25 protein-coding genes are annotated in these 24,015 nt (G+C 68.4%); 19 read left to right on the top strand and 6 right to left on the bottom strand.

Annotated elements, in window-relative coordinates:
- The first annotated feature begins 20 nt into the window (after positions 1–20).
- From G361_RS42945 to G361_RS0109210, 9 genes are all read left to right on the top strand, one after another.
- Positions 21–689: a GntR family transcriptional regulator gene (locus G361_RS42945; protein WP_036494091.1), complete on the top strand. Its 669-nt coding sequence runs from the start codon at positions 21–23 to the stop codon at positions 687–689.
- Positions 686–2,110 carry an amidohydrolase family protein gene (locus G361_RS42950; protein WP_019926773.1) on the top strand — a complete coding sequence of 475 codons (1,425 nt, stop codon included), beginning with the start codon at positions 686–688 and terminating at the stop codon, positions 2,108–2,110. Before G361_RS42945 ends, G361_RS42950 begins: the two co-directional genes overlap by 4 nt.
- Positions 2,107–2,844, top strand: coding sequence for an aspartate/glutamate racemase family protein (locus tag G361_RS0109180; protein WP_019926774.1), 738 nt, complete (start codon positions 2,107–2,109; stop codon positions 2,842–2,844). The genes G361_RS42950 and G361_RS0109180 overlap by 4 nt, the downstream gene beginning before the upstream one ends.
- Positions 2,845–2,954: 110 nt before the next feature.
- Positions 2,955–3,569 (top strand): restriction endonuclease, encoded by a 615-nt coding sequence (locus tag G361_RS42955; protein WP_081635338.1) that lies wholly within the window; start codon positions 2,955–2,957, stop codon positions 3,567–3,569.
- Positions 3,570–3,614: 45 nt separating this feature from the next.
- Positions 3,615–4,145 (top strand): (d)CMP kinase, encoded by a 531-nt coding sequence (locus G361_RS42960; protein WP_036494811.1) that lies wholly within the window; start codon positions 3,615–3,617, stop codon positions 4,143–4,145.
- Positions 4,146–4,322: 177 nt separating this feature from the next.
- The gene (locus tag G361_RS0109195) at positions 4,323–4,865 is read left to right on the top strand and encodes a hypothetical protein (protein ID WP_019926777.1); all 543 of its coding nucleotides are present in this window, start codon (positions 4,323–4,325) and stop codon (positions 4,863–4,865) included.
- Between the two features lie 34 nt (positions 4,866–4,899).
- On the top strand, positions 4,900–5,499 hold the full coding sequence (locus tag G361_RS0109200; RefSeq protein WP_019926778.1) for a hypothetical protein: 600 nt from the start codon (positions 4,900–4,902) through the stop codon (positions 5,497–5,499).
- 26 nt (positions 5,500–5,525) lie between these two features.
- Positions 5,526–6,221, top strand: a complete 696-nt coding sequence (locus tag G361_RS0109205; RefSeq protein WP_019926779.1) for a TetR/AcrR family transcriptional regulator — start codon at positions 5,526–5,528, stop codon at positions 6,219–6,221.
- Between the two features lie 77 nt (positions 6,222–6,298).
- Complete coding sequence (locus G361_RS0109210; protein ID WP_019926780.1) at positions 6,299–7,477, top strand: acyl-CoA dehydrogenase family protein; 1,179 nt, start codon at positions 6,299–6,301, stop codon at positions 7,475–7,477.
- Positions 7,478–7,492: 15 nt separating this feature from the next.
- On the opposite strand, the gene G361_RS0109215 is transcribed toward G361_RS0109210, so the two are convergent.
- On the bottom strand, positions 7,493–8,191 hold the full coding sequence (locus G361_RS0109215; RefSeq protein WP_026342845.1) for a MerR family transcriptional regulator: 699 nt from the start codon (positions 8,189–8,191) through the stop codon (positions 7,493–7,495).
- A 114-nt stretch (positions 8,192–8,305) separates the two neighbouring features.
- Here G361_RS0109215 and G361_RS0109220 point away from each other — a divergent pair, with 114 nt between their 5' ends.
- Entirely contained in the window at positions 8,306–9,505 is a 1,200-nt protein-coding gene (locus tag G361_RS0109220; protein ID WP_019926782.1) for an erythromycin esterase family protein, read from the top strand.
- 68 nt (positions 9,506–9,573) lie between these two features.
- Entirely contained in the window at positions 9,574–10,440 is an 867-nt protein-coding gene (locus G361_RS0109225; RefSeq protein ID WP_019926783.1) for an alpha/beta fold hydrolase, read from the top strand.
- Positions 10,441–10,477: 37 nt separating this feature from the next.
- On the opposite strand, the gene G361_RS0109230 is transcribed toward G361_RS0109225, so the two are convergent.
- Positions 10,478–10,855 (bottom strand): VOC family protein, encoded by a 378-nt coding sequence (locus tag G361_RS0109230; RefSeq protein WP_231386822.1) that lies wholly within the window; start codon positions 10,853–10,855, stop codon positions 10,478–10,480.
- Between the two features lie 154 nt (positions 10,856–11,009).
- Between G361_RS0109230 and G361_RS0109235 the strand changes: the two genes are divergently transcribed.
- The gene (locus G361_RS0109235) at positions 11,010–11,441 is read left to right on the top strand and encodes a hypothetical protein (RefSeq protein ID WP_019926785.1); all 432 of its coding nucleotides are present in this window, start codon (positions 11,010–11,012) and stop codon (positions 11,439–11,441) included.
- Between the two features lie 123 nt (positions 11,442–11,564).
- Here the strand turns inward: G361_RS0109235 and G361_RS46795 are convergent, their stop codons facing one another.
- Positions 11,565–12,296: a hypothetical protein gene (locus G361_RS46795; protein ID WP_019926786.1), complete on the bottom strand. Its 732-nt coding sequence runs from the start codon at positions 12,294–12,296 to the stop codon at positions 11,565–11,567.
- Between the two features lie 248 nt (positions 12,297–12,544).
- A complete protein-coding gene (locus G361_RS0109245) occupies positions 12,545–13,384 on the bottom strand; it encodes an isocitrate lyase/phosphoenolpyruvate mutase family protein (protein WP_026342846.1) in 840 nt (279 codons plus the stop codon).
- Positions 13,385–13,480: 96 nt separating this feature from the next.
- On the opposite strand from G361_RS0109245, the gene G361_RS42975 reads away from it, so the two are divergent.
- The 5 genes from G361_RS42975 (at position 13,481) to G361_RS0109265 (ending at position 18,592) form a co-directional block, all read left to right on the top strand.
- Positions 13,481–14,254 carry an EI24 domain-containing protein gene (locus tag G361_RS42975; RefSeq protein ID WP_036494092.1) on the top strand — a complete coding sequence of 258 codons (774 nt, stop codon included), beginning with the start codon at positions 13,481–13,483 and terminating at the stop codon, positions 14,252–14,254.
- Positions 14,255–14,300: 46 nt separating this feature from the next.
- Entirely contained in the window at positions 14,301–15,041 is a 741-nt protein-coding gene (locus G361_RS0109255; protein WP_081635492.1) for an SDR family NAD(P)-dependent oxidoreductase, read from the top strand.
- A gap of 435 nt (positions 15,042–15,476) precedes the next feature.
- Complete coding sequence (locus G361_RS50815) at positions 15,477–16,745, top strand: ATP-binding protein (protein WP_155981379.1); 1,269 nt, start codon at positions 15,477–15,479, stop codon at positions 16,743–16,745.
- Positions 16,742–18,022 carry a tetratricopeptide repeat protein gene (locus tag G361_RS46805; RefSeq protein WP_255359832.1) on the top strand — a complete coding sequence of 427 codons (1,281 nt, stop codon included), beginning with the start codon at positions 16,742–16,744 and terminating at the stop codon, positions 18,020–18,022. Before G361_RS50815 ends, G361_RS46805 begins: the two co-directional genes overlap by 4 nt.
- Before the next feature lie 138 nt (positions 18,023–18,160).
- A complete protein-coding gene (locus G361_RS0109265; RefSeq protein WP_019926792.1) occupies positions 18,161–18,592 on the top strand; it encodes a pyridoxamine 5'-phosphate oxidase family protein in 432 nt (143 codons plus the stop codon).
- Between the two features lie 101 nt (positions 18,593–18,693).
- Here G361_RS0109265 and G361_RS0109270 read toward each other — a convergent pair whose 3' ends face one another.
- Positions 18,694–19,656, bottom strand: a complete 963-nt coding sequence (locus G361_RS0109270; RefSeq protein WP_155981380.1) for an MBL fold metallo-hydrolase — start codon at positions 19,654–19,656, stop codon at positions 18,694–18,696.
- Positions 19,657–19,942: 286 nt separating this feature from the next.
- On the opposite strand from G361_RS0109270, the gene G361_RS0109275 reads away from it, so the two are divergent.
- Both G361_RS0109275 and G361_RS42985 read left to right on the top strand, forming a co-directional pair.
- Positions 19,943–20,260: a DUF222 domain-containing protein gene (locus G361_RS0109275; RefSeq protein ID WP_231386824.1), complete on the top strand. Its 318-nt coding sequence runs from the start codon at positions 19,943–19,945 to the stop codon at positions 20,258–20,260.
- Between the two features lie 475 nt (positions 20,261–20,735).
- Positions 20,736–22,844, top strand: coding sequence for a tetratricopeptide repeat protein (locus tag G361_RS42985; protein WP_196814450.1), 2,109 nt, complete (start codon positions 20,736–20,738; stop codon positions 22,842–22,844).
- Positions 22,845–23,204: 360 nt separating this feature from the next.
- Here the strand turns inward: G361_RS42985 and G361_RS48165 are convergent, their stop codons facing one another.
- Positions 23,205–23,837, bottom strand: a complete 633-nt coding sequence (locus tag G361_RS48165; protein WP_019926796.1) for an LppP/LprE family lipoprotein — start codon at positions 23,835–23,837, stop codon at positions 23,205–23,207.
- Positions 23,838–24,015: the final 178 nt, after the last annotated feature.

Genomic DNA, 24,015 nt, shown 5'->3' on the forward strand with positions numbered 1-24,015 from the left:
AGGTGAGAGGAGAGCATCCGGTGACTTCGCCATCCGGCGACCACCCGCAGCGAGCCGTACCGCTGCGGGTCCGGATCCGGGACACGGTGCGGTCCAGGATCTTCGAGGGCTACTACCCGGTCGGCACCCGGCTGGTCGAACGGGATCTGGCCGCCGAGTTCGGTGTGTCGCGCCTGCCGGTGCGAGAGGCGGTGCGGATGCTCATCCAGGAGGGCCTGCTCGCCGAGCGGTCCACCCGTGGCGCGATCGTCGCCGAACTGACCGATCGCGATGTCGAGGATCTGTTCGAGATGCGGTTCGCCCTGGAGGTGCTGGCCACCCGGCTGGCCGCGCGGCGGGCCGGCCCGGCGGACATCGCCGCGCTGCGCGCCCTGGTCGACACGGCCGCCGCGGCGGTCGAGCGCGGCGATGCCCAGGCGGCCCACCGGGCCAACAGCGACCTGCACGACGAGATCACCCGGATCGCCGGAAATCGGTTCCTGCGCGCGGCACTCGAACCGTTGCAGGGCCGGATGCACTGGCTGTTCCGGCATGTCACCGATATGACCGAACTGGTGGACGAACACCGCGCACTGGTCGAGGCGATCGCCAGCGGCGATCCCGAACTCGCCGATGCCCAATCCCTGCACCACGTCGGCAAATACCGCGACCAATATCCGCACACCGCACCGGGAGAGGACCGCCGATGACCGACCTGATCGTCGCCCACGGGCTCGTCGTCGGCGGGACACATTCCGCCACAGCGCATGTCGTCGTCGACGACGGCCGGATCACCGCACTCCTCGATGCCCGGCAACCGGTTCCGCCGGCCGACCGCGTGATCGACGCCACGGACCGGGTCGTCCTCCCCGGCGGCGTCGACGGCCACTGCCACGTCGCCCAGATCACCGGCCCCTACCGCACTCTCGACGACTACGCGCTCACCACCGCCGCCGCGCTGCGCGGGGGCACCACCACGATCCTCGATTTCGGTATCCCGCGCGACGCGACCGAAACCCCGCTCGCGGCAATCGAGAACAAGCTCGACCTCGCCCGGCAGGCGCGCTGCGACGTGGGGCTGCACGCCTCGGTGATCGACTGGGACCCGACCGTCGCGGACCAGCTGGAACGGCTCGCCGCACTCGGCGTCCGCTCGGTGAAGCTCTACATGACCAACCGCGGCGTCACGATGGCCGGCAACGACACGGTGCTGAAGGTGATGCGCGAGATGGCCCGCCTCGACGGCCTCACCTATGTGCACGCCGAGCACGACGCGATCGTCGTCGACTGCACCCACGAGCGTGCCGCCGCCGGCGAGATCGGCATCGAGCACCTGCACCGGACCCGCCCGGAACTGGCCGAGGAGGCATCGGTCCGGGAGGTGCTGGCCATGGCCGAATACACCGGCGCGCCGGTGTATTTCGTGCACCAGTCCACCCCCGGCGCGGTGGATCTGGCCCGCGCCGCCCGTGCCCGGGGCCTGGCGGTGCACTCGGAGACCTGCCCGCACTATCTGATGCTGGACGACCGCGTGTACGCCGGGCGGGTACCCGAGTGGTACGCCTGCTGCCCGCCGATGCGCTCACCGGAAACCGTTGCCGCACTGCGTGACCGGTTCGCCGCGGGAGCCATCGACACCGTCGCGAGCGACCACTCCTGTTACGACCTCACCCAGAAACGCGCGCACCGCGACGATGTCCGCCTGATGCCGCACGGCCTGCCCGGGGTCGAGACCCGGATGCCGGTCGCGTTCACCGCCCTCACCGACACCCTCGGATCGTGCTCGGATCCCGTTGTTCTGCAACGCTTCGCCGACCTGTTCGCGGCCGCGCCGGCCCGCATCAACGCGATACCGGGCAAGGGCGTGATCGCCCCCGGCTACGACGCCGATCTGGTCGTGCTCGACCCCGCCGAAACCCGCACCGTCGCCGCCGCGGACCTGCACATGGGCAGCGATTTCAGCCCGTTCGAGGGTATGCGACTGCGCGGCTGGCCGCAGGTGGTGATCGCCGCCGGGCGAATCGTGCTCGACGGCAACGGCTTCCACGACCCCGGGCCGGTCGGCCGCTACCTGCCCCGCCTCGGCTACCGGGACCGCCGCCCACTGGTCACCACCCGGGACCGAGCGTGACCACCGCGCGGCGACCGGCCCGCCTGGGCATGATCGTGCCGTCGTCGAACACCTGCCTGGAACCGACCACCCACCGGATGCTCACCGGCCGTGACGATGTCACCGTCCACGCGACCCGGGTGGCGGTCACCCGCATCGCCGTCGACGACGACTCCGACCGCCAATTCGATCTCGGCGCCATGCGCGCCGCGGCCGCACTGCTGGCGACCGCCGATGTCGACCTCATCGTCTGGAACGGCACCGCGGGCTCCTGGCTCGGCGCGGACCACGACCGCGCCATGGTCGCCGACATCGAAAGCGCCACCGGCATTCCCGCGACCACCTCGACCCTCGCCTGCACCGCCGCCTACGACACGTTCGGCATCACCACGGTCGGCCTGCTCACCCCGTACACCGCCGACGTCGCCGCGCGCATCGCCGAGCGCTACGCCGAGGACGGCATCACCGTCGGGGCCTCGTGCGCGCTCGGCCACACCGACAACGAATCCTTCGCCCGCATCACCCCCGAGGAACTGCTGCTGCCCTCGCGCCGGCTGGCCGCCACCGGACCCGACGCACTGGTCTACCTGTGCACCAACATGTACGGGGCGCCGATCGCGGCCCGCGTCGAAGCCGAAACCGGCATCCCGGTCCTCGACTCCGTCGCCGTCACCCTGTGGTGGTGCCTCCGGCTGATCGGCGCCGGCCCACTCGATCCGCACTGGGGAGCACTACTCGCCCGCCCGCCCGGCTGACGGGCCACGATAGTGTCGACGGTGAGGCCGGACTTCGGTTGCGCGCATACGGTTCTCGTTCGCGACCGCGGGACCGACCTCCGGACGGCGAGGTGGAGAGGAGTGCGGGGATGGGCAGGCGGCGCAGACGCCGGACGTCGAACACGCTGGGGTTGCTGATCATGGCGGCCGCCGCCGCTACGGTGCTCGTCCCGCGCGCGGTGCACGCGGCCGCCGCCGAGGCCCACATCCTGATCACCGTCGCCGTATGCCTGCTGACCGCCGTCGTCGTCGCCGTGATTCTCCGGGCGTGGTACCGGTTCCGGGCACGAGCCCGCGAGGATGCCCGCACGCTGGCGGCGCTACGGCAGAACGCGCTGACCCCCAGGGAATTCGAGGAAGCGCTCGCGGCACTGTGCCGCCGCGACGGCTGCACCGAGGTCCGGGTGGTCGGCGGCGCCGGCGATCTCGGCGCCGACGTCATCGCCCGAGCGCCGGACGGTCGCCGAATAGTGTTGCAGGCCAAGCGCTATCGCAACGGACGGGCGGTGGGCAGTCAGGACGTGCAGCGCTTCGGCGGCACCGCGCACACGATCCACCGGGCCGATATCGCCGCGGTCGTCACCACCGCGCAGACTTTCACCGCGCAGGCCCAGGACTACGCGGACCGGGCCGGGATCCGGCTGGTCGCGGCGAAAGCCCTGGCGGCGTGGGACACCCGCACCGGACCACCCCCGTGGGATTGATCCGGGCCCCGCGCAACCGGCGTGGATAATGTCGGGGTGACCGGTATGCAGCGAATCTCGGTGGTGGGGACGTCCGGTTCGGGTAAGAGCACGCTGGCGCGAAACATCGCCGACCGGCTCGCAATTCCGTACATCGAATTGGACGCGATTCACCACCAGCCGGGCTGGACGGCGATGCCGGAGAAGGAATTCCGGGCCACGGTGGCCCGACGCATCGCGGGTGACGCCTGGGTGGTCGACGGCAACTATCTCGGCAAGCTCGGCGACCTCGTCTGGGCCCGCGCCGACACCGTGGTGTGGTTCGACCTCCCCCGCGCCGTGGTCATGCGCCGGATCACCGGCCGGACGCTGCGCCGCGCGCTGACCCGCCGCGAATTGTGGAACGGCAACCGGGAAAGCCTGCGCAACATGGTTTCCCGCGACCCGGACCGATCGGTGATCCTGTGGGCCTGGAACACCCACTCCACCAACCGCGATCGCTATCTGACCGCCCAGAACGCACCGGAATACCGGCATCTGAGATTCGTCCGCCTCCGCTCCCGCCGGGACACGGACGAATTCCTGGACGGCCTGTGACGTCCGCCCTCGCACCGATCCACGGCGCCGATACCGGAGTACAGGCCGAATTCTCCCGGCCACCAGCGGAACTCGGCACCCGATCCGCCACGGGCCGGTCGGCCGGTTCCGAAGCGGCCGGCGCCACGAATTGTCATACGCTGCACTGTGATCATCAGAGCGTCCGAATCCCTCCGCATGCGGTTCATCGCGCTGGCGCCGGCGCTGCTCGTCTGCGCGGGGATGAGCGCGACGATACTCGCCGCCGCAGTCGATCATGCCGCGTACCACACCATGACCTGCGGCGGCACCCGGTCGATGCCGGTGCAGGCGGCCGTTCTCCTCTCGCTGGCGCTGGCGGCCGCGATCCTCGCGCTCACACTCGTATTTCGGCCCGGGGAAGGGCGGTTTCGGGCCGGGCCGAACGCGCTCCACACCTGGACCACCATCGTGACGTTCGCGGCGACGGTGATCCCCGGATGCTTCTGGGGGCCCAGGGATCAGCACGGAATCGATCCGACGGCCGGGCCGCTGTGGGCCGTGTGGTCGATCGCCGCACTGCTCACCGTCGTCACCGCGCGGGGTTGCCGCTCGATCCTGCGAACCCGGGGTTCGAAGGAAGGCCCGTCGTGGATCGTCGTCGGCATCGGCGTTCTCGCCACCGCGGCCGTACTGGGCAAGATCGTCGACAGCTGCTGGCTGGATCCCGAAGTGCTGCAGAAGATCTGCTGGGCCGGGTGACGCCGGACCGCGCGGTTGGGACATACTCGGCACGGTGATCATGGGATCGCGAACCTCGTTGCGGGCCTACTCGGTTGCCCTGATACCGGCCCTGCTCATCTGCGTCGGGATGGCCGCGACGGTCGCCGCCACCGCGCTCGAGAACGCCGCCTATCGGGGCATGGGCTGCACCTGGACCGCACCCCTGCCGATTCCGGAAGCCGTGCTCTCGTCGCTCGCGGTGGCAGCGGGCGTGGCGGCGTTCACCATCGCGCTGTGGCCCCTCGACCGGACCCTTCGGGACGGGCGGTTCCGCGACGTCCACGCTACGTTCCGCACGCTGACCACCATCGTCGCGGCCGCGGGCACCGTCGTCGGCGGCTGGCTGCGCGGCCCGCGCGACCAGCACGGGATCGACCCGGCCGCAGGGCTGACCTGGGCGATATATCTGGTCGTGGCCCTCATCACCGCCGCCACGATCCGGGGAGCCCTGGAGGTGTGGTGGGCTCGCGGCTCGCGGGATCCGGTGCTGTGGATCGTGCTCGGTATCGGCCTCGTGGCCTCCGCGGTCTGTCTGGCGGGCCTCGGCGACAGCTTCTGGCTCGATCCGCACACCCTACGGAAGGTCTGCTGGTACGGGATCGCCCATCCCTGACCGGACGGAGTATTACTCTGTCTGCCGTGGGCATCCGTGAACGAGTTCTGGCGGCCGCGCTCGCCTGCTTCATCGAGGAAGGGTACGAGCGCGCCACGATCGCGCGGATCCGGGAGCGCAGCGGGGTGTCCAACGGTGCGCTGTTCCACCATTTCCGGACCAAGGAGGCGATCGCCAGCGCGCTGTACGTGGACTCGATCGCCTCGGTCCAGGACGGGTATCGGCAGGTGCTCGCCGCGAATCCGGCCGCGCTGGCCGATGCGGTCGGCGGGGTGATCCGTCACCAGTTGCGCTGGATCGAGGAGCATCCCGATCGGGCCCGGTTCGTGTATTCGCAGGGCCGGCTCGACTGGTCGACCGAGGCGGGCCTGCGCCTGCGGGAGATGAACGAGGAGCTGAACCACGAATATCGGCGCTGGCTGGCGCCTTTCGTCGAGCGTGGGGAGGTGCGGGAGCTGCCGATGACCGTCGTCGTCGCGCTCGTCACCGGCCCCGCGCACGCCATCGCGCAGCAGTGGCTGGCCGGCCAGCTACCCGGCTCGGCGAGTGAATTCGCGGAACATCTGATCGCCGCGGCCGTCGCCGGGCTGACGGGCACACCCGCCGCGCCGCCGAGCCGCCCCGGCCCGGTCGAGGGCCGCATCCGGATCCAGTTGCTCGACGCCGACGGTGCGGTGGTCGGCGAGGGTGACGGTGTCGCCCGGCTACACCCGCCGGAGTGACACTCCGCAACCCCTACCGAGCAATACTCCGGAGTGTTACTCTGTCCGCATCGTTGGGGACAACAGGGAGCAGCCCGATGACCGTCGCATCGCCGATCCGGACCGAATACTTCGAGCTACCAGCCGATCTCACCCGGCTACAGACCCGGGCACAACAGGTCGCCGCGACATTCGCGGACCGCGCGGCGGAGGTGCGCCGGCACCTGCTCGACCATGCCGAGATACATCCCGAACTGTGGAATGCGTTCCGCGACAACGGCTGGACCCGCCTCGCACTGCCCGGCGCCGAGGGCAGCCTGCTCGGCCTGGCCCTGGTACTCGAGGCGTTCGCGGCCGAGGGCATCGTGTTGTGGCTGCCGGTGCTGTCCACCGCCGTCGCCCATGCCCTCGCACAGACCGGTCCCCGCGAACTCCGGGACGTGTGGCTGCCGCGGATCGCCGACGGCACGGCGCATCTCGGCATGGCCGCCACCGAACCGCACAGCGGCCACAACCTTTTCGGCGTGCGCACCGAGATCCGCCGTGCCGGTGACCATTTCACGATCACCGGGGTCAAGCAGATCACCTCCGCACTCGATGTGGTCGATCGCGTGCTGGTGTTCGGTCGCGCCGGCACGGGCGCCGGCCACACCTGCGTGCTGCTGGATCCGCGCACCGCGGGTGCGTCGATCACGGAGATACCCATGGGTTTTCGCGAGGGCGTGCGCCAATTCCGGCTCGACCTGGCCGATGTCGTCGTACCCGCCGACGCGCTCGTGGGTGCGGAGGGCCGCGGGACGGCCGTGATGTGGCCGTTCACCCACATCGAACGCACCCTCACCGCCGCATTGTGCGCGGGCACCGCCGCCTACAGCCTCACCCGGGCCGTCGACCGCGCCCGCCACCGCGTCATCGCCGCCGACCGGCCGATCGGCGTCCATCAGGCCGTCGCGCATCCCCTCGCCGCCCTGCACGCCCGGCTGGCCGCGACCCGGTTGCTGGTCCACCGCACCGCCGCCCGCATCGACGCCGGCGCCGACCCGCAGGTCATCGCCGGTGACAGCAACGCGGCCAAGGTACTCGCCGCGGACCTCGCCTTCGACGCCGCCGACCGCGCCCTCCAGGTGTTCGGCGCCGACGCCTGGGACGAGCGGGCGGGCTGGCTGGACGTCTTCCTCGATGCTCGCCTGTCCCGTTCCGGCCCGGTCAGCAACGAATTCGCCCTCAACCACCTCGCGCAGCACGTGCTCGGCCTGCCCGCCGACACCCCGCACTGAGCCGCCCGCGCGGCGTCAGCGCACCCGATCGAGCATCGTGAGATAGGTGTCGAGCTGGGCCGCCCCGGCGAGCAGGTTGCGGCTGCGGGTGGTCAGCCGCTCCTGCCAGGAGGCGAGAAAGATCGCCAGCGCGTCCGCGCCGCCCGCCGTGCGCAGCGAGTCGAGAAACTGTGCCACCTGCGACAATTGGTAGCCGCCCTGACGCAACTGCCGCGCGATCTCGGCATCGCGGATACAGTCGGGCCCGTATTCGCGATACCCGGTCGCCCGGTCCCGTCCCGGGTGCAGGATGCCCTGAGTTTCCCAGGCGCGCAACGTGGCCGCGTGCATCCCGAGCCGCCGGGCCAGCTCGCCCACGGTCAGCGGCGGACCGTCGACCACCGGCGGCGCCGTGCCGGCCAGCGTGCCGAGCGCCGTGGCGACCTCGGCGCGGGTGCCTCGCTCGGCGAGCAGCGCGACGTGCGCGGCGTCGACGAGCCGATAGGCGCATTCCAGATCGCCACGGTTGGTCGCATGCATGATCTCGACCGCCTGCCGGTACCCGTGACCTGCGCGCAACGCCAGGAAGGCACGCAGCGCCTGCGCGTGCAGCGGCGTGTAACGGCGGTAGCCGGTCGCGCTGCGCTCGGCCGGCGGCAGGAGGCCCGCGTCGTCGTAATTGCGGATCGCCTGTGCGGACAGTCCGTGCTCGCGGGCGAGGTCGATCGGGCGCAGCTTGTACCTCCGTTTGAGGGTTCCATCGGAAAATGCAGGCGCGATCGGTGCAAGTTTCACTCGATTCTTCAACGATACCGTCGAGGGGGTAGCCAGTTCCGAAAGAGGTGTCCATTGACCACTGCCGTACCACTGCACGAGATAGCGCGCGGACTCGACGATCCGGCCGAGTTGGCCCGTGCCGTCGACGATCTGCTCGAAGCCCGCACCGAACCGCCGACCGTACTCGCCCTCGGTGAGCCGACGCACGGGATCGAGGCATTCCCGTTGCTGCGCAACGACTTTCTCGTGCACCTCGCCGAACGGGGTTACCGGTCCATCGCACTGGAGACCGATATCGTCGCCGCGACCCTCGTCGACGATCACGTCACCGGGGTCACGAACCTCGACACCGCACCGGCGACCGGATTCAGCCACGGATTCGGCGCGATACCCGGCAATCGTGAACTGCTGCAATGGCTTCGCGCATACAACAACGACCGGTCACCCCAGGACCGCATCCACTTCCACGGCTTCGACGCACCGACCGAATACGCCGCCGCCCCGAGCCCCCGGCGGTACCTCCGCGCCGCCGCCGACCACCTGCCCGAGGCCCTGCGCCCCGACTCGGCCTCCGACCTCGACACCCTGTCCGGCGCCGACGCGGACTGGTCGAACGAGGCGGCGATGTACGACCCGGCGGCCTCCATCGGCGACTCCGACCGCGCCCGGGCCCTGCGCCTGATCGCCGACGACCTGGCCGGGGCACTGCGCCGCGCGGCGCGGCCCCTGCGCGCCGCCGACCCGATCGGCTACGACCGCGCCGTCACCCACGCCCGCACCGCCGTGGGCCTGCTGCGCTACCACGCGACGATGGCCCGTCCCGCCCCCGACCGCATCGCCGACCTGATGGCCGTGCGATCGGAAATGATGGCCGACAACCTCCTCGCGATAGTCGCACAGGAGCAGCACCGCGGACCGACCCTGGTGTTCGCCCACAACGCCCATCTCCAGCGCGCAAGATCGGGAGCCGACATGAACCGTTGCAGCGCAGGCACTCTCGTCGCCGCGGCACTCGGCGAGCGCTACATGTTCCTGGCCGCCGACGCCGCACCGGCGAGCGCACCCGGCACCCTCCACCACCTGCTCGCCCAGGCGACCACCCGCCGCGCCCTGTTCCCGGCACCGGCCCTGCGCGCAGCCCTGCCCCGGTCCCTGGAACCGACCGAACCCGTTGTGCGCGGCCACATTCCACTCACCCTCGCCGACCTGTCCGGCGCCGACGCGGTCGTCTTCATCGCCGACACCGACGGAAAGCAGTTCCGATATTGGTGACCCACCGATGACTTCCGGGTGACCCAGCCGTCGATACTCCGGGTACATCGACAGACAGGAGTCCAGACATGACAGGTTCGATTCGATCGGGCACGACCTCGGTGCGGGCGAACGGCGTGGATCTCGGTATCGAGAGCTTCGGCCGCGAGCACGATCCGCTGATCCTGCTGGCCGGCGGCACGACGATGCTGTCCTGGCCCGACGCGCTGTGTGAGCGGCTGGCGTCGGGCGGGCGGCGCGTGGTCCGCTACGACCTGCGCGACTGCGGCGCGTCGACCAGCGTCGACCCGGCGAATCCGGCCTACGACCTGCGTGATCTCGCCCGCGATGCGGTAGCGCTGGCCGAGGCGCTCGGTGCCGGGACCGCTCATCTCGGTGGAATCGGCGTCGGCGGAATGGTCGCCCAGGTCGCCGCGCTGGACCACCCGGACGCGTTCTCGGCCCTGACCCTCGTGAGCACGAGGCCGGTGGCACCGGGCCCGATCGACGAGGACCTGCCGGACCACGACCACGCGGTCCTGGGCGCGCTGTTCGCCGGCCCGCTACCGGACTGGACCGACCGCGATGCCGTCGCGGCGTTCGCCGCCGCGGGAGCCGCGCCGATGGGCAACGACCCGGAGCAGGCGCGGGAGACGGCGACCCGGATCTGGGACCGGACGCCGTCGGACGATCCCGCCGTGCACCGGGCGAACCAGCTCGGAACGGTCTTCTCCCGCATCGATTGCGGCCCGCGCTGGCGGGACCGGCTCGGCGAACTCGACCTGCCCACCCTCGTGGTGCACGGTCGCACCGACCCGTTCTTCCCGGTAGGCAACGGCGAGGCCCTCGCCGCCGAAATCGCCGGCGCGCGACTGCTGGTCCTCGACGACATGGGTACGGCCCTGCGCCCCAACGCAACCGACCGGGTCGCCACCGCGATGCTCGCCCTGGGGTGACCCGGACCACGGCGGTATGAGGCGAGCAGTCATCGCCTCACGCCGTGGTCGGGTACCGATACGCGATCTGGTGGACGTTGCCGAACGGGTCGCGGACCATGGCCCGAAGGTCACCGTAGGGTGTGTCGACCGGCGCCTCCAGACTGGAAGCACCCGCACTCAACGCCCGCTGATACGTCGCGGCGACATCATCGACATAGATATACAGAAAGGCCGGAAACACTTCGCGCTCACCGGATTCCGACACCATGACCAGAGAGTCCCCGATGCGGACCTCGGTCGGCCGATTCGGCTCGACCTCGCCGACAGCCCCGAACACCGTCCGCAGGAACGCAACTGCGCCAGCGTGATCATCGACCACCATACGTGGTGTCACCGAACGATATCCGGTGGGAGGAGTGGAAGCCGCAGCCATACCGAGTCTCCCACGCGCACGGCCCGCACCGAAGTGGTTCTCATCGAAGCCGACCATCGAGAGCAAATCGCGTGCTAGCGTGACGATTACGAGGCGTCGGCTCCACCGAAACCCGTTCGATCGGCGTCCGCAATTGTTCCGAAAGGATCGACGCATGATGCCCGGTACCCGAGCGGTCCTCACTGTCCTCACGGCCACTGCGGCAGCGGTGGTCGTCACCGCGCCGGCCGCCTCGGCCTACATCACCGCGATCACCCCGACCCCGGGCCTGAGCCTGGGCGCCAACTCCTACGGCACGGGTTGCACCTACCCCGTCACCATCACCGGAGACCCCGGCGACCAGGTCGTCTGGGTCGAGGATCAGGTGTACCGCAACGGCTCGTGGGACCATGCCGCCACCGGCGTGTTCGGACCGGTCAGCGCCGTACCCGGCAAACCCGGCAAGTTCACGGTCAGCTGGACCCCGAACGCCACCGGCGAGCACTACCTCGGAGCCGGACACAACCAATACCGCGAGGGCGCATCGGTCAAGGTGAACGTCGGCACCGGACTGAACCTCGGCAGCAGCTGCGTAACCCTGCCCTGATATCCCGCAACCGTTGCGGCCCAAACCTTTTCATCACCGCAGCGAGCCGCGTGGCTCGTGCAACATCGACGCTGCGAAGCGCGGTCCGAGGCCGGCTGGACCCGACCTCGGACGCGCCCGCGCTCACATCATGCGGGAGGCGGTCTCCAGCATGCTGGAGTTGAGCGCCGCGTGCTGCTTACTGGACCAGATCGGATTGCCGTTCTTCTCGTAGAGCACGAAGTTGCCGTCGTTCTGCACGACCAGCCGGTCGGCTGATGCGCCGTTGGTCTTCGTGGCCCAGGTCGCCCGGTTGTACTGGTCGTAGAGCACGAAGTTGCCGTCCTTCTGGAACGTGGCCCGCACGACTCCCCGCCCACCGGTACCGGTCTGCCAGATCACGCCCCTGACATGCGACAACACCAGATTGCCGTCGTCCTGCAAGGTCACGTGGCACTGGCCGGTGCTCAGGCGATGACCGAGACCGAGCTCATCGCCTGGACGGAGCGTGGTGATGTTCCCCCCGTCCCGCGCCGAATCCGCGATCCTCCTGCCGGTGTACCGCTGCGTGCACCACACCGTGTTGCCCTTCTTGTCCGACAGCACCACAACGCCGTTCTCCACGACCACCTTCACGGCGTTGTCGGTACCCGTGGACCACTTCACCTCGTCGTTCTCGTCGACCAGCACGAAGTTGCCGTCCTTACGGAGTACGCCCCGGACGACTCCCCGACCGCCGGTGCCCGTCCCCCCGACGACGAAATCGCCGTCGGAGATCACCAGGTCACCATCGTCGCGCAGGGTCAGTGCGAACGTGTCGTCGGTCAGGGACCGACCGAGACCGAGCTCCTCGCCCACGTGCAGCGTGTTACCCATGAGAGATTCCTTTCGGAGAAGGGGATCCGCGTCGCTGTGCCCATGCATCTCACATACCGATAACCACGATCACCGAGCCTGTCGCGCGACCACACCGGGCTCACGCCACAAGATCAACAGGCCGTCCCCATGATGCCCGCTCCCCCGGCGCAACCACACCGGTTTGACCTCTCGAACCGGACACAATACCCACCGGCGTGTCTCCGCACGGCTCGATGCCTTCCCGCGGATCAACCACCGGCCACGAGTTATGTTGTGCCGCCGAACATCTGGTCGAGCCGGGTGAAGGGCGCCGCTTGGTCGAGTTCGGTGAAGGTGCCCTCGTGTGCGATCTCCTCGGCCGCGCGCAGGAACGCGCCCCACGCGGCCCTCGCCAGCGCGGACCCGAGGCTCACGCGTCGCACACCGAGGCCGGCCAGGTCCGCGACCTTCAGCCCGATGTCCCGGGAGACCAGAACGTTGACCGGCCTCGGTGCCACCGCTTCGACGACCGCCCGGATATCCGCCTCGGTACGAATACCCGGCGCGTAGAGCACATCGGCCCCGGCCTCGGCATACGCCTGCAGCCGAATGATCGACTCGCGCAGAGGATCCGGATGACCGACGAGGAAACACTCGGCCCGCGCGGTCAGCAGCACCTCCGCGTGCCGCGAGTCGATCCCCGCTCGCGCGGCCCGTATCCGGCCGGCCGCTTCGGCGATGTCGTACAGCGGAGCCCCCGGGTCACCCGTGGCGTCCTCGATCGACAGGCCCGCGACACCGGTATCGACACAGGCCGCGACATTGGCCGCCAGCGCCGCCGGATCGGCCGCATACCCCGCCTGGAAGTCCGCGTTGACCGGAAGATCCGTCGCCGCAGCCAGTTCCGCCAGATGATCCAGCACCGGCCGCAGACTCAACGCCTGTGGGTGGTCCGGGAGACCACGGGAGAAGCCCACCCCCGCACTCGTCGAGGCGAGCGCCGGAAAACCGAGGCTCGCCAACGCAACCGCGGACCCGACGTCCCACGGGTTGGGGATCACGAAACACCCGCTCTCGTGCAGCCGACGGAATGCCGACCGGCGTTGCTGGAGCGAATTCCGTTGCACGGTATGTCTTCCTCTCGACAGCGGTGAGGCGGCCCGCGCCGACCCTCGTTCTCGCAGACCACCATAGGGCCGAAGCACACAGGTAGGGTGTGCGCCGTGCGAGATTTCGGGACAGGCTTCACCCACCTGTTGAACGGTCAGCGATGGATGGCCCGGCATACACGCGACTACGGTTTCGGACTGCTACCCGGCCTCCTCACCCTGGTTCTGTACCTGTTCGCACTGGTCGCTCTCATCACGTGGGGCTACGACCTGTCCACGGCCCTGACGACATTCGCCGACAACTGGTCCAGCCCGTGGCAGGGCCTGGTCCGGGGCTTCCTCACCGTACTGATGTTCGCCCTGTTGCTGCTCCTGGCCGTCCCGGCCTTCGCCGCGGTGACATTGCTGATCGGCCAGCCCTTCTACGAGGTGCTGTCGCAACGCGTCGACCGCTCCGTCTCGCCGGACGGCACCGCCCCCGAATCCGATCTGCCACTGTGGCGCCAACTCTGGATATCGGCCCGGGACAGCCTGCGAATCCTGCTGCGGACCGCACTGTGGGGCATCCTGCTGTTCGCCCTCGGCTTCCTACCGGTGGTGGGACAGACCGTGATACCGGTAGCCGCGATCATGGTGACCGGATTCTTCCTCACCGAAGAACTGACCGCGATCGCACTGCAACGACGCTCGATCGCGCTCCGGGATCGACTGACCCTCTTACGTTCCCGCAAGACCCTGGTATGGGGTTTCGGCGCCCCACTGGCCGCCGCATTCCTCGTCCCGGTCGTCGCGGTATTCCTCATGCCGGGCGCAGTCGCCGGCGCCACCCTGCTGGCCCGAGACCTGCTCGCCGAGGACAACACACCCGGCCCCACCGGTCGGTCATGATCACCGAAATTGTTGAAGGACAACGCCTTACAATGTACCGGTGTCGATGAGCGGAAAGGTCGCCCTGGTGACCGGAGCGACCAGCGGAATCGGTCGCGCCACAGCGACCCTGCTGGCCGAGCGCGGGGCGCATGTCGTTGTCACCGGCCGCGACACCACCCGCGGTGAACAGGTGGTCGACGAGATCCGCGCGATCGGTGGCACCGCGGATTTCCTGGCCGCGGCCCTGACCACCGCCGACGACGCGCGCACACTGGCAGACGCCACACACGAACTCGCGGGCCCGATCGACATCCTGATCAACAACGCCGCAATCGCCGTATTCGGGGCAACCGCCGCCATCGCCGAGGCGGACTTCGACGCCTGCTACGCGATCAACGTCAAGGTACCGTTCTTCCTGGTCGGCGCCATCGCACCCGGAATGGCCGAGCGCGGACGAGGCGTGATCGTCAACGTGAGCACCATGGTGGCCTCGTTCGGCACTGCCGGATCCGCGGTGTACGCGTCCAGCAAGGCCGCACTGGAACTGCTCACCAAATCGTGGGCTGCGGAATACGGCCCCCACGGAGTGCGAGTGAACGCCGTCGCCCCCGGACCGACCCGCACCGAGGGCACAACCGCCCAATACGGCATCGATCGCCTGGAAGCCCTCGCCGCACGGGCCCCGGCCCGCCGCATCGCCGAGCCGACCGAAATAGCCCAAGCCATCGCCTATCTCGCCGACGAACACGCCGACTTCGTCCACGGCATCATCCTCCCCGTCGACGGCGGCCGTACCGCCGTGTGAACAGAAATCAGTGCCGAGCAAAGGGATTGCCACCCAGACGTCCGTCGGCTGTCAGGTTCGGCGACAGGCGACCGGCCCAACTGGACCGTTACCGTTGGAAGGCCGTGTCGACGCGGAGAAGGATTGGGCGGCGGCTCTTCTCGGCGTATTGGGAGGGTATGTAGTGGATTCGAGAGAGGCTGTGCGAATGGCGGCACCCATCGCGGTAACGACGATCATGGCTACCAAGTTGTCGGCAGTGGTGGACCCGGCGACCGCCGCGTCGACAACGACCGGCTTCCCAACCTCATTGTGGCTGCACCCCAGGCAATCTCCGCCCGGGCCTGCACCAGCACAGCAGCGTCCGGCCGACAAGGGCCATACGACCCAGGACGCCGAGGTAACCGGTGAAGGTCATACCGTCACCCGAGCCGGTCGCGATATCCGCCCAACGCCATGACCTCCGCAGACACTCCTGACGCCAGCGGATCCGCGGTGCCGATGTATCAATCTGCACAGGTAACCGGTGACAGCAACTATGTCGTCCAAGCCGGCGGAAATGCGATCTTCCTGACGTCGCAGGTACTGGTCCCGATTGCCCAGGTCGATGCCCCACCCGGGTTGGACAATTTACCGCTGCGCCCGGGCCGGTTCGTCGGCAGGAACCGCGAATTCGAACGACTCGACTCTGTGTTTACCGATGCCGATGGTCGGATGGTGGTGCAGGCGGTGCACGGGCTGGGCGGGATCGGCAAAAGCACCCTGGCCGCAGAGTGGGCCGCCACCCGTGGAGACAGGCACGCCCCGATCCGATGGATCACCGCTGCCAGTGCTGTCGAGGTACGGCAGGGGTTGGCCGATCTCGCTGCCGCGCTGCAACCGATACTGGCGGTGGCGTTATCGGTGGAGCAGTTGGCCGAGCGCGGCCTGCAGTGGCTGTCCACCCACAGTGGATGGCTGGTCGTACTCGACAACGTCAATGACCCCGCCGATATCGCCGAGGTACTGGCTCGTGCTCGTACCGGACGGATCCTGATCACCAGCCGGCTGTCGTCCGGCTGGCAACCGGGCACCACCGTGGTCGCCCTCGACGTCCTGGACCCGGCCGACGCAGTAACCCTTCTGACCAGTACGATCACCGCAACCCGGCCGCGCAACCTCGACGGCGCCGCCGAGTTGTGTGCCGCGCTGGGATTTCTGCCGCTGGCAATAGAGCAGAGCGCCTCGTACCTGGCCCAGAGCCCTGCCACTACACCCCGCGCATACCTTCGACTGCTGAGCGATTATCCAGCGGCGATGTACGCCCGCATGGCCGTCGGCACGGCACCGGAACGGACACTGGCCCGGGTCTGGAGAGTGACTTTCGACCGGATCGCCCAGGTGGAACCCTTTGCAGTCGACCTACTGCTGTCTTTGGCCTGGTACGCCCCTGACGCCATCCCCGCGGTACTCGTGGACGGGTCGGAACCGGAGGATCCACCGACAGTCGACGCTGCGGTCGGGGTCCTGGCCGCTTACAGCATGATATCACCGTGGATCCGATCACCGCTGCGATCTCGATGCACCGGCTGGTACAGGCGGTTGCCCGTACGCCCGACACCAGCGACCCGCACCGCAGTCCGGGCACGATCTCGCATGCACGTGCCCGCGCCACAACCGTCCTGGCCGACGCGCTACCGGACGACTACGGCGATCCTGGAACATGGCCGACGTGGCGAAGCTTGATACCCCACGCGGAAGCCCTTGCCGGACATGCCCGTCCGGACACCGATACCGAAATCACCGCGACCGTCCTCGATAACATCGCAGGCTTTCTCCGCAATCAGGGCATGCCGGTGAGAGCGACCATTCTGGCCGAGCGCGCCCTGACCGCACGGGAACGAGCGCTCGGATCCGATCATCCCGACACCCTCACCTCCCGCAACAACCTCGGCCTCGCCCACCAGGAAGCCGGGGACTCCGCGAAGGCGATCTCACTGCACGAACAGACCCTCACCGACCGAGAACGGGTACTGGGACCCGACCACCCCGACACCCTCATCTCGCGCAACAACCTCGCCACCGCCTACCAGACCATTGAGGACATCGAGAAACCGATCTCACTGCACGAACAGACGCTGGCCCAGTTGGAACGGGTGCTGGGACCGGACCATCCCGACACCCTCAAATCTCGAGGCAACCTCGCCCTCGCCTACCAGCACGCCGGAGACTTCTCGAAGGCGATCCAACTCCACGAACAGACCCTCGCCGACCGGGAACGGGTACTGGGACCCGACGACCCCGACACCCTCACTTCCCGCAACAACCTCGCCACCGCTTACCACGACGCCGAGGACTGGCAACATGCACTCCCGTTGCTGGAACAGACCCTGGCCGACAGGGAACGAGTTTTGGGACCGGACCATCCCAGGACCCTCGCATCCCGCAACAACCTTGCGATCGGGTACCAGCATGCCGGAGACCCGTCGAAGGCAGTCCCCCTGCACGAGCAGTCCCTCGCCGACCGGGAACGGGTACTGGGACCCGACCATCCCGACACCCTCTTCTCACGCAACGCCCTCGCCGACGCCTACCAAGACGCCGGAGACTCGACAAAAGCGATCTCCCTGCACGAAACGACTCTCAACAACTGGGAGCGAGTGTTCGGGCCCGATCACCCCGACACCCTCAAATCCCGCAACAGTCTCGCCATCGCGTACATGTCGACAGGGGATATCGCGAAAGCGATCCTCCTGTTCCAGCGGACCCTCGCCGACGTGGAACGTGTCCTCGGACCCGATCACCTCGGCGCGCTCACCACTCGCAGCAACCTCGCCGCCGCTTATCACGAAGCCGGAGACCGCACACACGCGATCCCCCTGCTCGAGCAAACCCTCACCGATGGGGAACGAATCCTTGGGCGCTACCACCCGTTGACGGCGAAAGCACGAAAGCGACTCGCTTCTCTAGAGGCCGGCGACGAGCCCCCAGGACCGAACCCACCCCACCAGAGCGACCGATAACTCGCCGTCCGACCGAACCGGGCGATGACTGTAGATCCATATGCCTTACGCTGATCTGTTGTCCAGCAACGGGTCCCGCCTAGGTCGGCCATCGCGGTCACACGTCCGAAGTGCCGGCTGGAGTAACGTCAGGACACCATGCGCCCTCTCGAAGATCACGAGATCAGGGAAATACTGAGCCTGGATGTCGTCGCGCACCTGTCCACGATCGACGCTCAGGGCTATCCCCATGTCACCCCGATCTGGTTCCTGGCATACGACGAGCGCATCTACCTGACCAGCTATCCGAGCCGTCCACATCTGGCCAGGATCATGCGAAATCCCAAGGTGGGGTTCGTGATCGACATCGAGGCCGAACTGCGCGCCGACGGTGAGCGGCCGAACAAGCAGGTCCGGCTGATCGGCGACGCCACCGTCTCGGTCGATCCGGACGAGATCTGGACCCAGCGCATCCGGGCCAAGTACATCGGCGGCTCCGTCACGCCGGGAACGGTCGAACGCACCGCGAGCCTCGGCAGAAGGCTCATCGAGATCACCCCGCGCGCGATCACCGCCGTCGCCAGCATTTGACGAAACGGGCGGGCCGGCCACGCGATTCGCGATGTCCCTCCCGGCCACAGATTCGATTGGCCGACAACGTATTCAGGGCATCGTACTGCCGATGAAGCTGCTCAGGCACGCCGAGTTGTGCTGCCCGGTTCGCGAGGGCCGATCACAGGCAGCGCCACCACATCGATCGTGCGACTCACGGCACCGATCTCGTCGGGTACCGAGGCCAGTGCGATATCGACCGTGAATCCCATCGGTGCGTCCAACGGACGGAGAAAATTGTCGTAGTGCATCGGCACGACGGTGGCGGGACGCAATCTGGTCAGGATCCGGTGCCAGTAGTCCGGTGTCACGGATCGCCCCGCGACCCCGGCGAGAAAGATGTCGACGTCGCGGTGCCGGATCGCCTCGTCGACGAGGTCGGCACTGCCCTGGTGGTAGATCTCGATACCGGCCACCGCGATGTGGATGCCCCAGGTCTGCCCGCAGCCGTAGGCCATCGGCGACAGCGCGGCCAGCGATTCGCAACTGGTGTCGCCCGGCGATGGGATCCGGGTGCCGAAGGGGATCTTCGAATGCGTGCTCGGCACGAACGTCACCGTGAACGGTCCGAGTTCGTAGCGGCGGTACGGTTCCACCACCACGCCCCGATCGCCGAGCCCGTGCAGATCCATGAGGTTGCGTACCGATTGCGAGCCGTAGACCGCGCAGCCGAACCGGCGTGCGAGCTCCGGCGCATCCAAGGCGTGATCCCAATGACCGTGTCCCACAACGATTCCCGCTACCTCACCCGGATCGGGCAGGAAGCGGTCGATCGACGCGGGATCGGGAAGCGCGGCACGGCGCCGCACGACCGTCGACAGCGGAACCCGACTCAGGAACGGATCGACCAGCAAGGTCCGGCCCTCGTATGTCATCCGATATCCGGCGGTGCCCAGCCACTCGAGTTCCATACCCGCCGGCAGCGCCAGGGGCCGGGCCTCGAGTTCGCGCAATGCCTGCGCATCCTCACGGTCACGAGCGCTCTTGCCGAGGAAATACCGGGCATAGCCAGCAGTGTGACGGAGCGGAGACAGAGCGGACATCGGTCCATTGTGCGCGCGACCGGGCGACGGCCAGGAGGTGACACGCTCGTCCACAGGGCTCCAGGAATATCCGCGCATACCGCCGATCGCGCGAATCCCGTTGCACCGCACGACATCCACTCATGCCGATGTGCGCGTGACCGATGGCCGGTCGAACGCACCCACCCGCCAGTTTCCTGCGCATGCGCCGCGCCGGCCGGGCCCGCGGCAGCGCACCGACAGCGCCGCCGACTCGGGTCGCCGAGTTGTCGAACATATGTTCTACGAGTGCGGTAGGCTGCCGCGGGTGAACATACATTCGACCGCGCTGGCGCCGGATACTCGAAGCCCAGAATGGCCGGAACTGGCCGATGTCGACCTGCTGCGCACCCTCGTCGAAACCGAACGCCGCCGGAGGCGACTGGACGCCGCCATGCGCGCGGCCGTCGCCGAAGCCGAGCGCCGTGGCCTCGCCTCGGACACCGGCTATCGGGACACCGTGGAACTGCTGACCGACCTGCTGCGGATCAGCGCTCACGAAGCGCGCCGGCGAATCGAATACGCGGCTCCGCAGGCCCGCGCGCGTGCCAGAAAGAAGTGGAGGGTGCTGGCGGCCGCAAGCTGACGCCGAGCCCGGGTACATCGAGCTCCGAAAGATCAACGAGCCGAGCTCATCTCGACCGTAGGCGCCGCACTGTAATGCCGATTGCGGGATGGCTCCGGCCGCCCCCTCGCCCGGATACAATGGCGCGAACGGTGATCCGCAGGTCGATGGCCGATTTCGTGGTGCCGCAGCACTCGGACGTCCGCGCTGGAGGTGTGATGGCTCGGCGTGATCTGCCGATGGTCACGGCCCCGATCCTGGCGACCGCCGTGTGCACGACCGGCCTCGCGGTCGCGGTCAACTACGCGACCGCGGCCGATCCCTCGATCTGGTTGTGGCCCATCGTCGTCGGACTGACCCTGCTCGCCGTTGCGGCGGCGGTGTGGCAGCATCGCGGACACGTCGGCTATCCCTGCCCGAAGTGGTCGCCTCGACCGGCGAATCCGGCGCGGCAGTGCATACGGACCCAGTCGCGGTGGCGCGGAACGATTTCGAAGTGTCGGTGCCGCACCAACTGCCGTTGCGGTCGCCACATTTCGTCGGTCGCAGAGAAGAGTTGCGACGGCTCACCGCCTTGCTGGACGACGCCGATACGGCGGCGCCGGTGGTGATTTCGGCGATCGACGGCACCGCCGGGATCGGCAAGACCACTCTGGCGGTGCATTGGGCGCACCTGGTCGCCGACCGTTTCGTGCACGGGCAGCTGTACGTGAACCTGCGCGGATTCGACCCGGCCGGCCCGCCGGTCGCTCCTGCCGAGGCGATCCGCGGATTCCTGGATGCACTCGGGGTGACGCGGGATCGGATCCCTGTCGAGGCCGAGGCGCAAGCCGCCCTGTATCGGCGCCTGGTGGCAGAGCGCACCATGTTGCTGGTGCTGGACAACGCTCGTGACGGCGACCAGGTCCTACCGCTGCTTCCCGGTACCGCGTCGTGCCGGGTGGTGGTCACCAGCCGTAATCAGTTGGCCGACCTGATCGTTCACCACGGCGCGCATCCGATCACGCTCGACGTTCTGGCCACCGAGGACGCCGGCGCCCTGCTGGCCGGCCGCCTGGGCCGCGATCGGATCGCCGCGGAGCCCGACGTCGCCGCAGTGCTGATCGAGCAGTGCGCCCGGCTGCCGTTGGCGCTGGCGATCGTCGCGGCGCGGGCCGCGTTGAATCCGGAAGTCCCACTGACGGCACTGTCCCAGGAACTGCGCGACGAACACACGCGGCTCGACGCACTGGACACGGGCAACCCCGCCACCGACGCGCGCACAGTCTTCTCCTGGTCCTACCGACAACTCGCGCCACCCGCAGCCCGGATGTTCCGACTGCTGGGAATACACCCCGGCCCCGACATCTCCGCACCCGCCGCCGCGAGCCTGGCCGGAATCGACCTCCGGCACGCACGGCAACTGCTCAACGAACTGACCCGCACCCACCTGGTCGCCCGAAGCGGTGAGAGCCGATTCGGCTTCCACGACCTGCTACGCGCCTACGCCGCAGAACTCGCCCACACCCACGACGCCAGCGAGCAGCAGGCAGCGCGGCGCCGCATGCTGGACCACTACCTGCACACCGCATACGCCGCCGAGATGTCGATGCATCCTCGCCTGCCGCCGGTAACCCCATCGGCGCCCGCCGACCCGATCACCACCGAGCCGATCGCCGACGAGGCGGCCGCGCTGGCCTGGTTCGACGCCGAGCACGCCGTGCTCCTGGCAGTCCTGCGGCTGGCCGCGACGTCGGGACAGGACGCGCACACCACCCAGCTTCCCCACATGCTGGTCGAATTCTTCAGCAGCCGTGGACATTGGCGTGACTGGGCCGACACCCAACACCTCGCCTTGGCCGCGGCCCAGCACAGCGCCGAGACGTCCGCGATCGCGCGAGCGCATATCGGCCTGGGGCGCGTGGGCGCGTATCTGGGCAACTACGCTGTCGCCGAAACCCATCTCGACCAGGCCCTCGGCTTCTTCCACAGCGTCGGAGACCGCACCGGCGAGGCCTTCGTCCATCGGGGATATTCGACCCTGTACGAGTTTCAGAACAGGCACGCGGACGCAATGCGATCGGCCGAGGAATCGCTGCGGCTCTTCCGGTCGACCCACGACCCGCGTGGCCAGGCCATGGTTCTCAACAGCCTCGGCTGGTTTCACGCCCTGCTCGGCGACTACCGGCAGGCCGTGTCCTGTGCCGAGTCGGCGCTCACGCTCAACCGGGAACTCGGCAACCGGCGAAGCGAGTCACGCACCCTCGACACCCTCGGCTACGCCCTCCACCACCTCGGTGACCATCGGCAAGCGATCGTGTACTACCACCTGTCGCTCGATGCCAATCGAGAACTGGACGACCGCTATCACGAAGCCACAGTTCTCGATCACCTCGGTGAAAGCCATTTCGCCCTGGGCGATCTCGCCGCCGCTCGCGAAGCCTGGCGGCAGGCTCTCGACAACATCGACGACCTCGCCCCACCCGGCCGGCAAGGCTTCGGGTACGCCGACGCCGACGAAATCCGCGCGAAACTCACCGATTTCGGCCGACAGCCCGCATCGACACAGTTCGCTTCCACGCCAACCTCGTCATCCGAGGCGCCGGCCGACGGCCAGGGCCCGTAGCGCGCATCGAAACCGGCCTCCGCACACGGCTTTCCGTCGGTCACCCGAAGCAGAGTCTTCTCGCCGCGGGCCGGTTTTGTCATGAGGTCCGCCCGATACCTCGGCCCGTCTACGTCACCTCCGCCCCGGCCAGGTGACGATCCGCTGCGGACTGCTGGGGAACGTGGCCGCCGAAACAAGCACCGCCCCTGTGCAATTCAGTGATCAGGTGCAGACTGGCGTCCGCGTCACCATCCGCTTCATCGTGAGAGCAAACGAAATTCGTTCCGGCACAGCCTGTTCCAGGTACCGAGCGGCACTGTGTGGAGTTGCCGCCGGGACCGTGGTGCCCGGTGTCCACCCCGAAATCGACCGCGCGGATCAGTTCGGCGGGAACTGTCCCTGCGCGGTGACGGTGGTGCCGTTCAGCGTGAATGTCACCGTGCTCGTTCCGGTCGGGCAGCACAACGGGTCCTGTGGTTCGGGCCATTTGTACTGTACCGAGACGGTGTCGCGGGTCTTCCCGAGAACCGTGGTGTAGGCGTACGGCTGCGCGGTGGCGGTGCCCAGATAGGTTCCGCCGGTGAAGAACAGGATGTGCGTGACGGGATGGATTCCCGGGCCTTTCACCGTCAGCCACGACAACACCCCGGAGCAGCCGGCCGCGATCGGATCGTCGCTCGCAGCCTGCACGACCCACTGATCACCCGGCAGCTGCGGTGCGAGACTCACGACCGCGGAGTGAGCGAGCGCCGAATTCAAGTCCAGGCACAGGCCGTGGCCGCTGCCGTTCTCGGTCGAGGACGCGGTGACCGGCGACGCCTGTGCGGTGGCCGCCCCGGAACCGGCCGACGGCGCGGGAGTGCTAACGATGGCGATCCCGCCCGGCGACGGAGCCCGGCTCGTCACCACAGTGCTACCCGGCGCCGCAGCCGGTTGTTCTGTCGTGTTGCATCCGGCGACGGCGCCGGCGATGACAGCGATCGCGGCCGCGATCGACAGCTTGACCTTCATGGTTCCCCCAAGTATTTCGTCGATCCGAATCCGTCGTGTACGCGAAGCGCCGCGTCGGCCCGGGATTCCGGGCCGTAATCGATGGCAACGAATTCTGTTGTCCAGCAATATATTGGAACTATCGAGACGAAATCGGCCGACGTTAACAGGTGTCGGCATCGAGATCCAGAACAGCGAG

The sequence above is a fragment of the Nocardia sp. BMG111209 genome (assembly GCF_000381925.1).
Classification (GTDB): Bacteria; Actinomycetota; Actinomycetes; order Mycobacteriales; family Mycobacteriaceae; genus Nocardia.

What these genes read in the sequence shown, in the direction of transcription:
- G361_RS42950 (WP_019926773.1), top strand. Translation starts at nt 686, where the DNA reads ATGACCGACCTGATCGTCGCCCACGGGCTCGTCGTCGGCGGGACACAT.
- G361_RS42955 (WP_081635338.1), top strand. Translation starts at nt 2,955, where the DNA reads ATGGGCAGGCGGCGCAGACGCCGGACGTCGAACACGCTGGGGTTGCTG.
- G361_RS42960 (WP_036494811.1), top strand. Translation starts at nt 3,615, where the DNA reads ATGCAGCGAATCTCGGTGGTGGGGACGTCCGGTTCGGGTAAGAGCACG.
- G361_RS0109195 (WP_019926777.1), top strand. Translation starts at nt 4,323, where the DNA reads ATGCGGTTCATCGCGCTGGCGCCGGCGCTGCTCGTCTGCGCGGGGATG.
- G361_RS0109210 (WP_019926780.1), top strand. Translation starts at nt 6,299, where the DNA reads ATGACCGTCGCATCGCCGATCCGGACCGAATACTTCGAGCTACCAGCC.
- G361_RS0109225 (WP_019926783.1), top strand. Translation starts at nt 9,574, where the DNA reads ATGACAGGTTCGATTCGATCGGGCACGACCTCGGTGCGGGCGAACGGC.
- G361_RS0109230 (WP_231386822.1), bottom strand. Translation starts at nt 10,855, where the DNA reads ATGGCTGCGGCTTCCACTCCTCCCACCGGATATCGTTCGGTGACACCA.
- G361_RS0109235 (WP_019926785.1), top strand. Translation starts at nt 11,010, where the DNA reads ATGATGCCCGGTACCCGAGCGGTCCTCACTGTCCTCACGGCCACTGCG.
- G361_RS46795 (WP_019926786.1), bottom strand. Translation starts at nt 12,296, where the DNA reads ATGGGTAACACGCTGCACGTGGGCGAGGAGCTCGGTCTCGGTCGGTCC.
- G361_RS0109255 (WP_081635492.1), top strand. Translation starts at nt 14,301, where the DNA reads ATGAGCGGAAAGGTCGCCCTGGTGACCGGAGCGACCAGCGGAATCGGT.
- G361_RS50815 (WP_155981379.1), top strand. Translation starts at nt 15,477, where the DNA reads ATGACCTCCGCAGACACTCCTGACGCCAGCGGATCCGCGGTGCCGATG.
- G361_RS0109265 (WP_019926792.1), top strand. Translation starts at nt 18,161, where the DNA reads ATGCGCCCTCTCGAAGATCACGAGATCAGGGAAATACTGAGCCTGGAT.
- G361_RS0109270 (WP_155981380.1), bottom strand. Translation starts at nt 19,656, where the DNA reads ATGTCCGCTCTGTCTCCGCTCCGTCACACTGCTGGCTATGCCCGGTAT.
- G361_RS48165 (WP_019926796.1), bottom strand. Translation starts at nt 23,837, where the DNA reads ATGAAGGTCAAGCTGTCGATCGCGGCCGCGATCGCTGTCATCGCCGGC.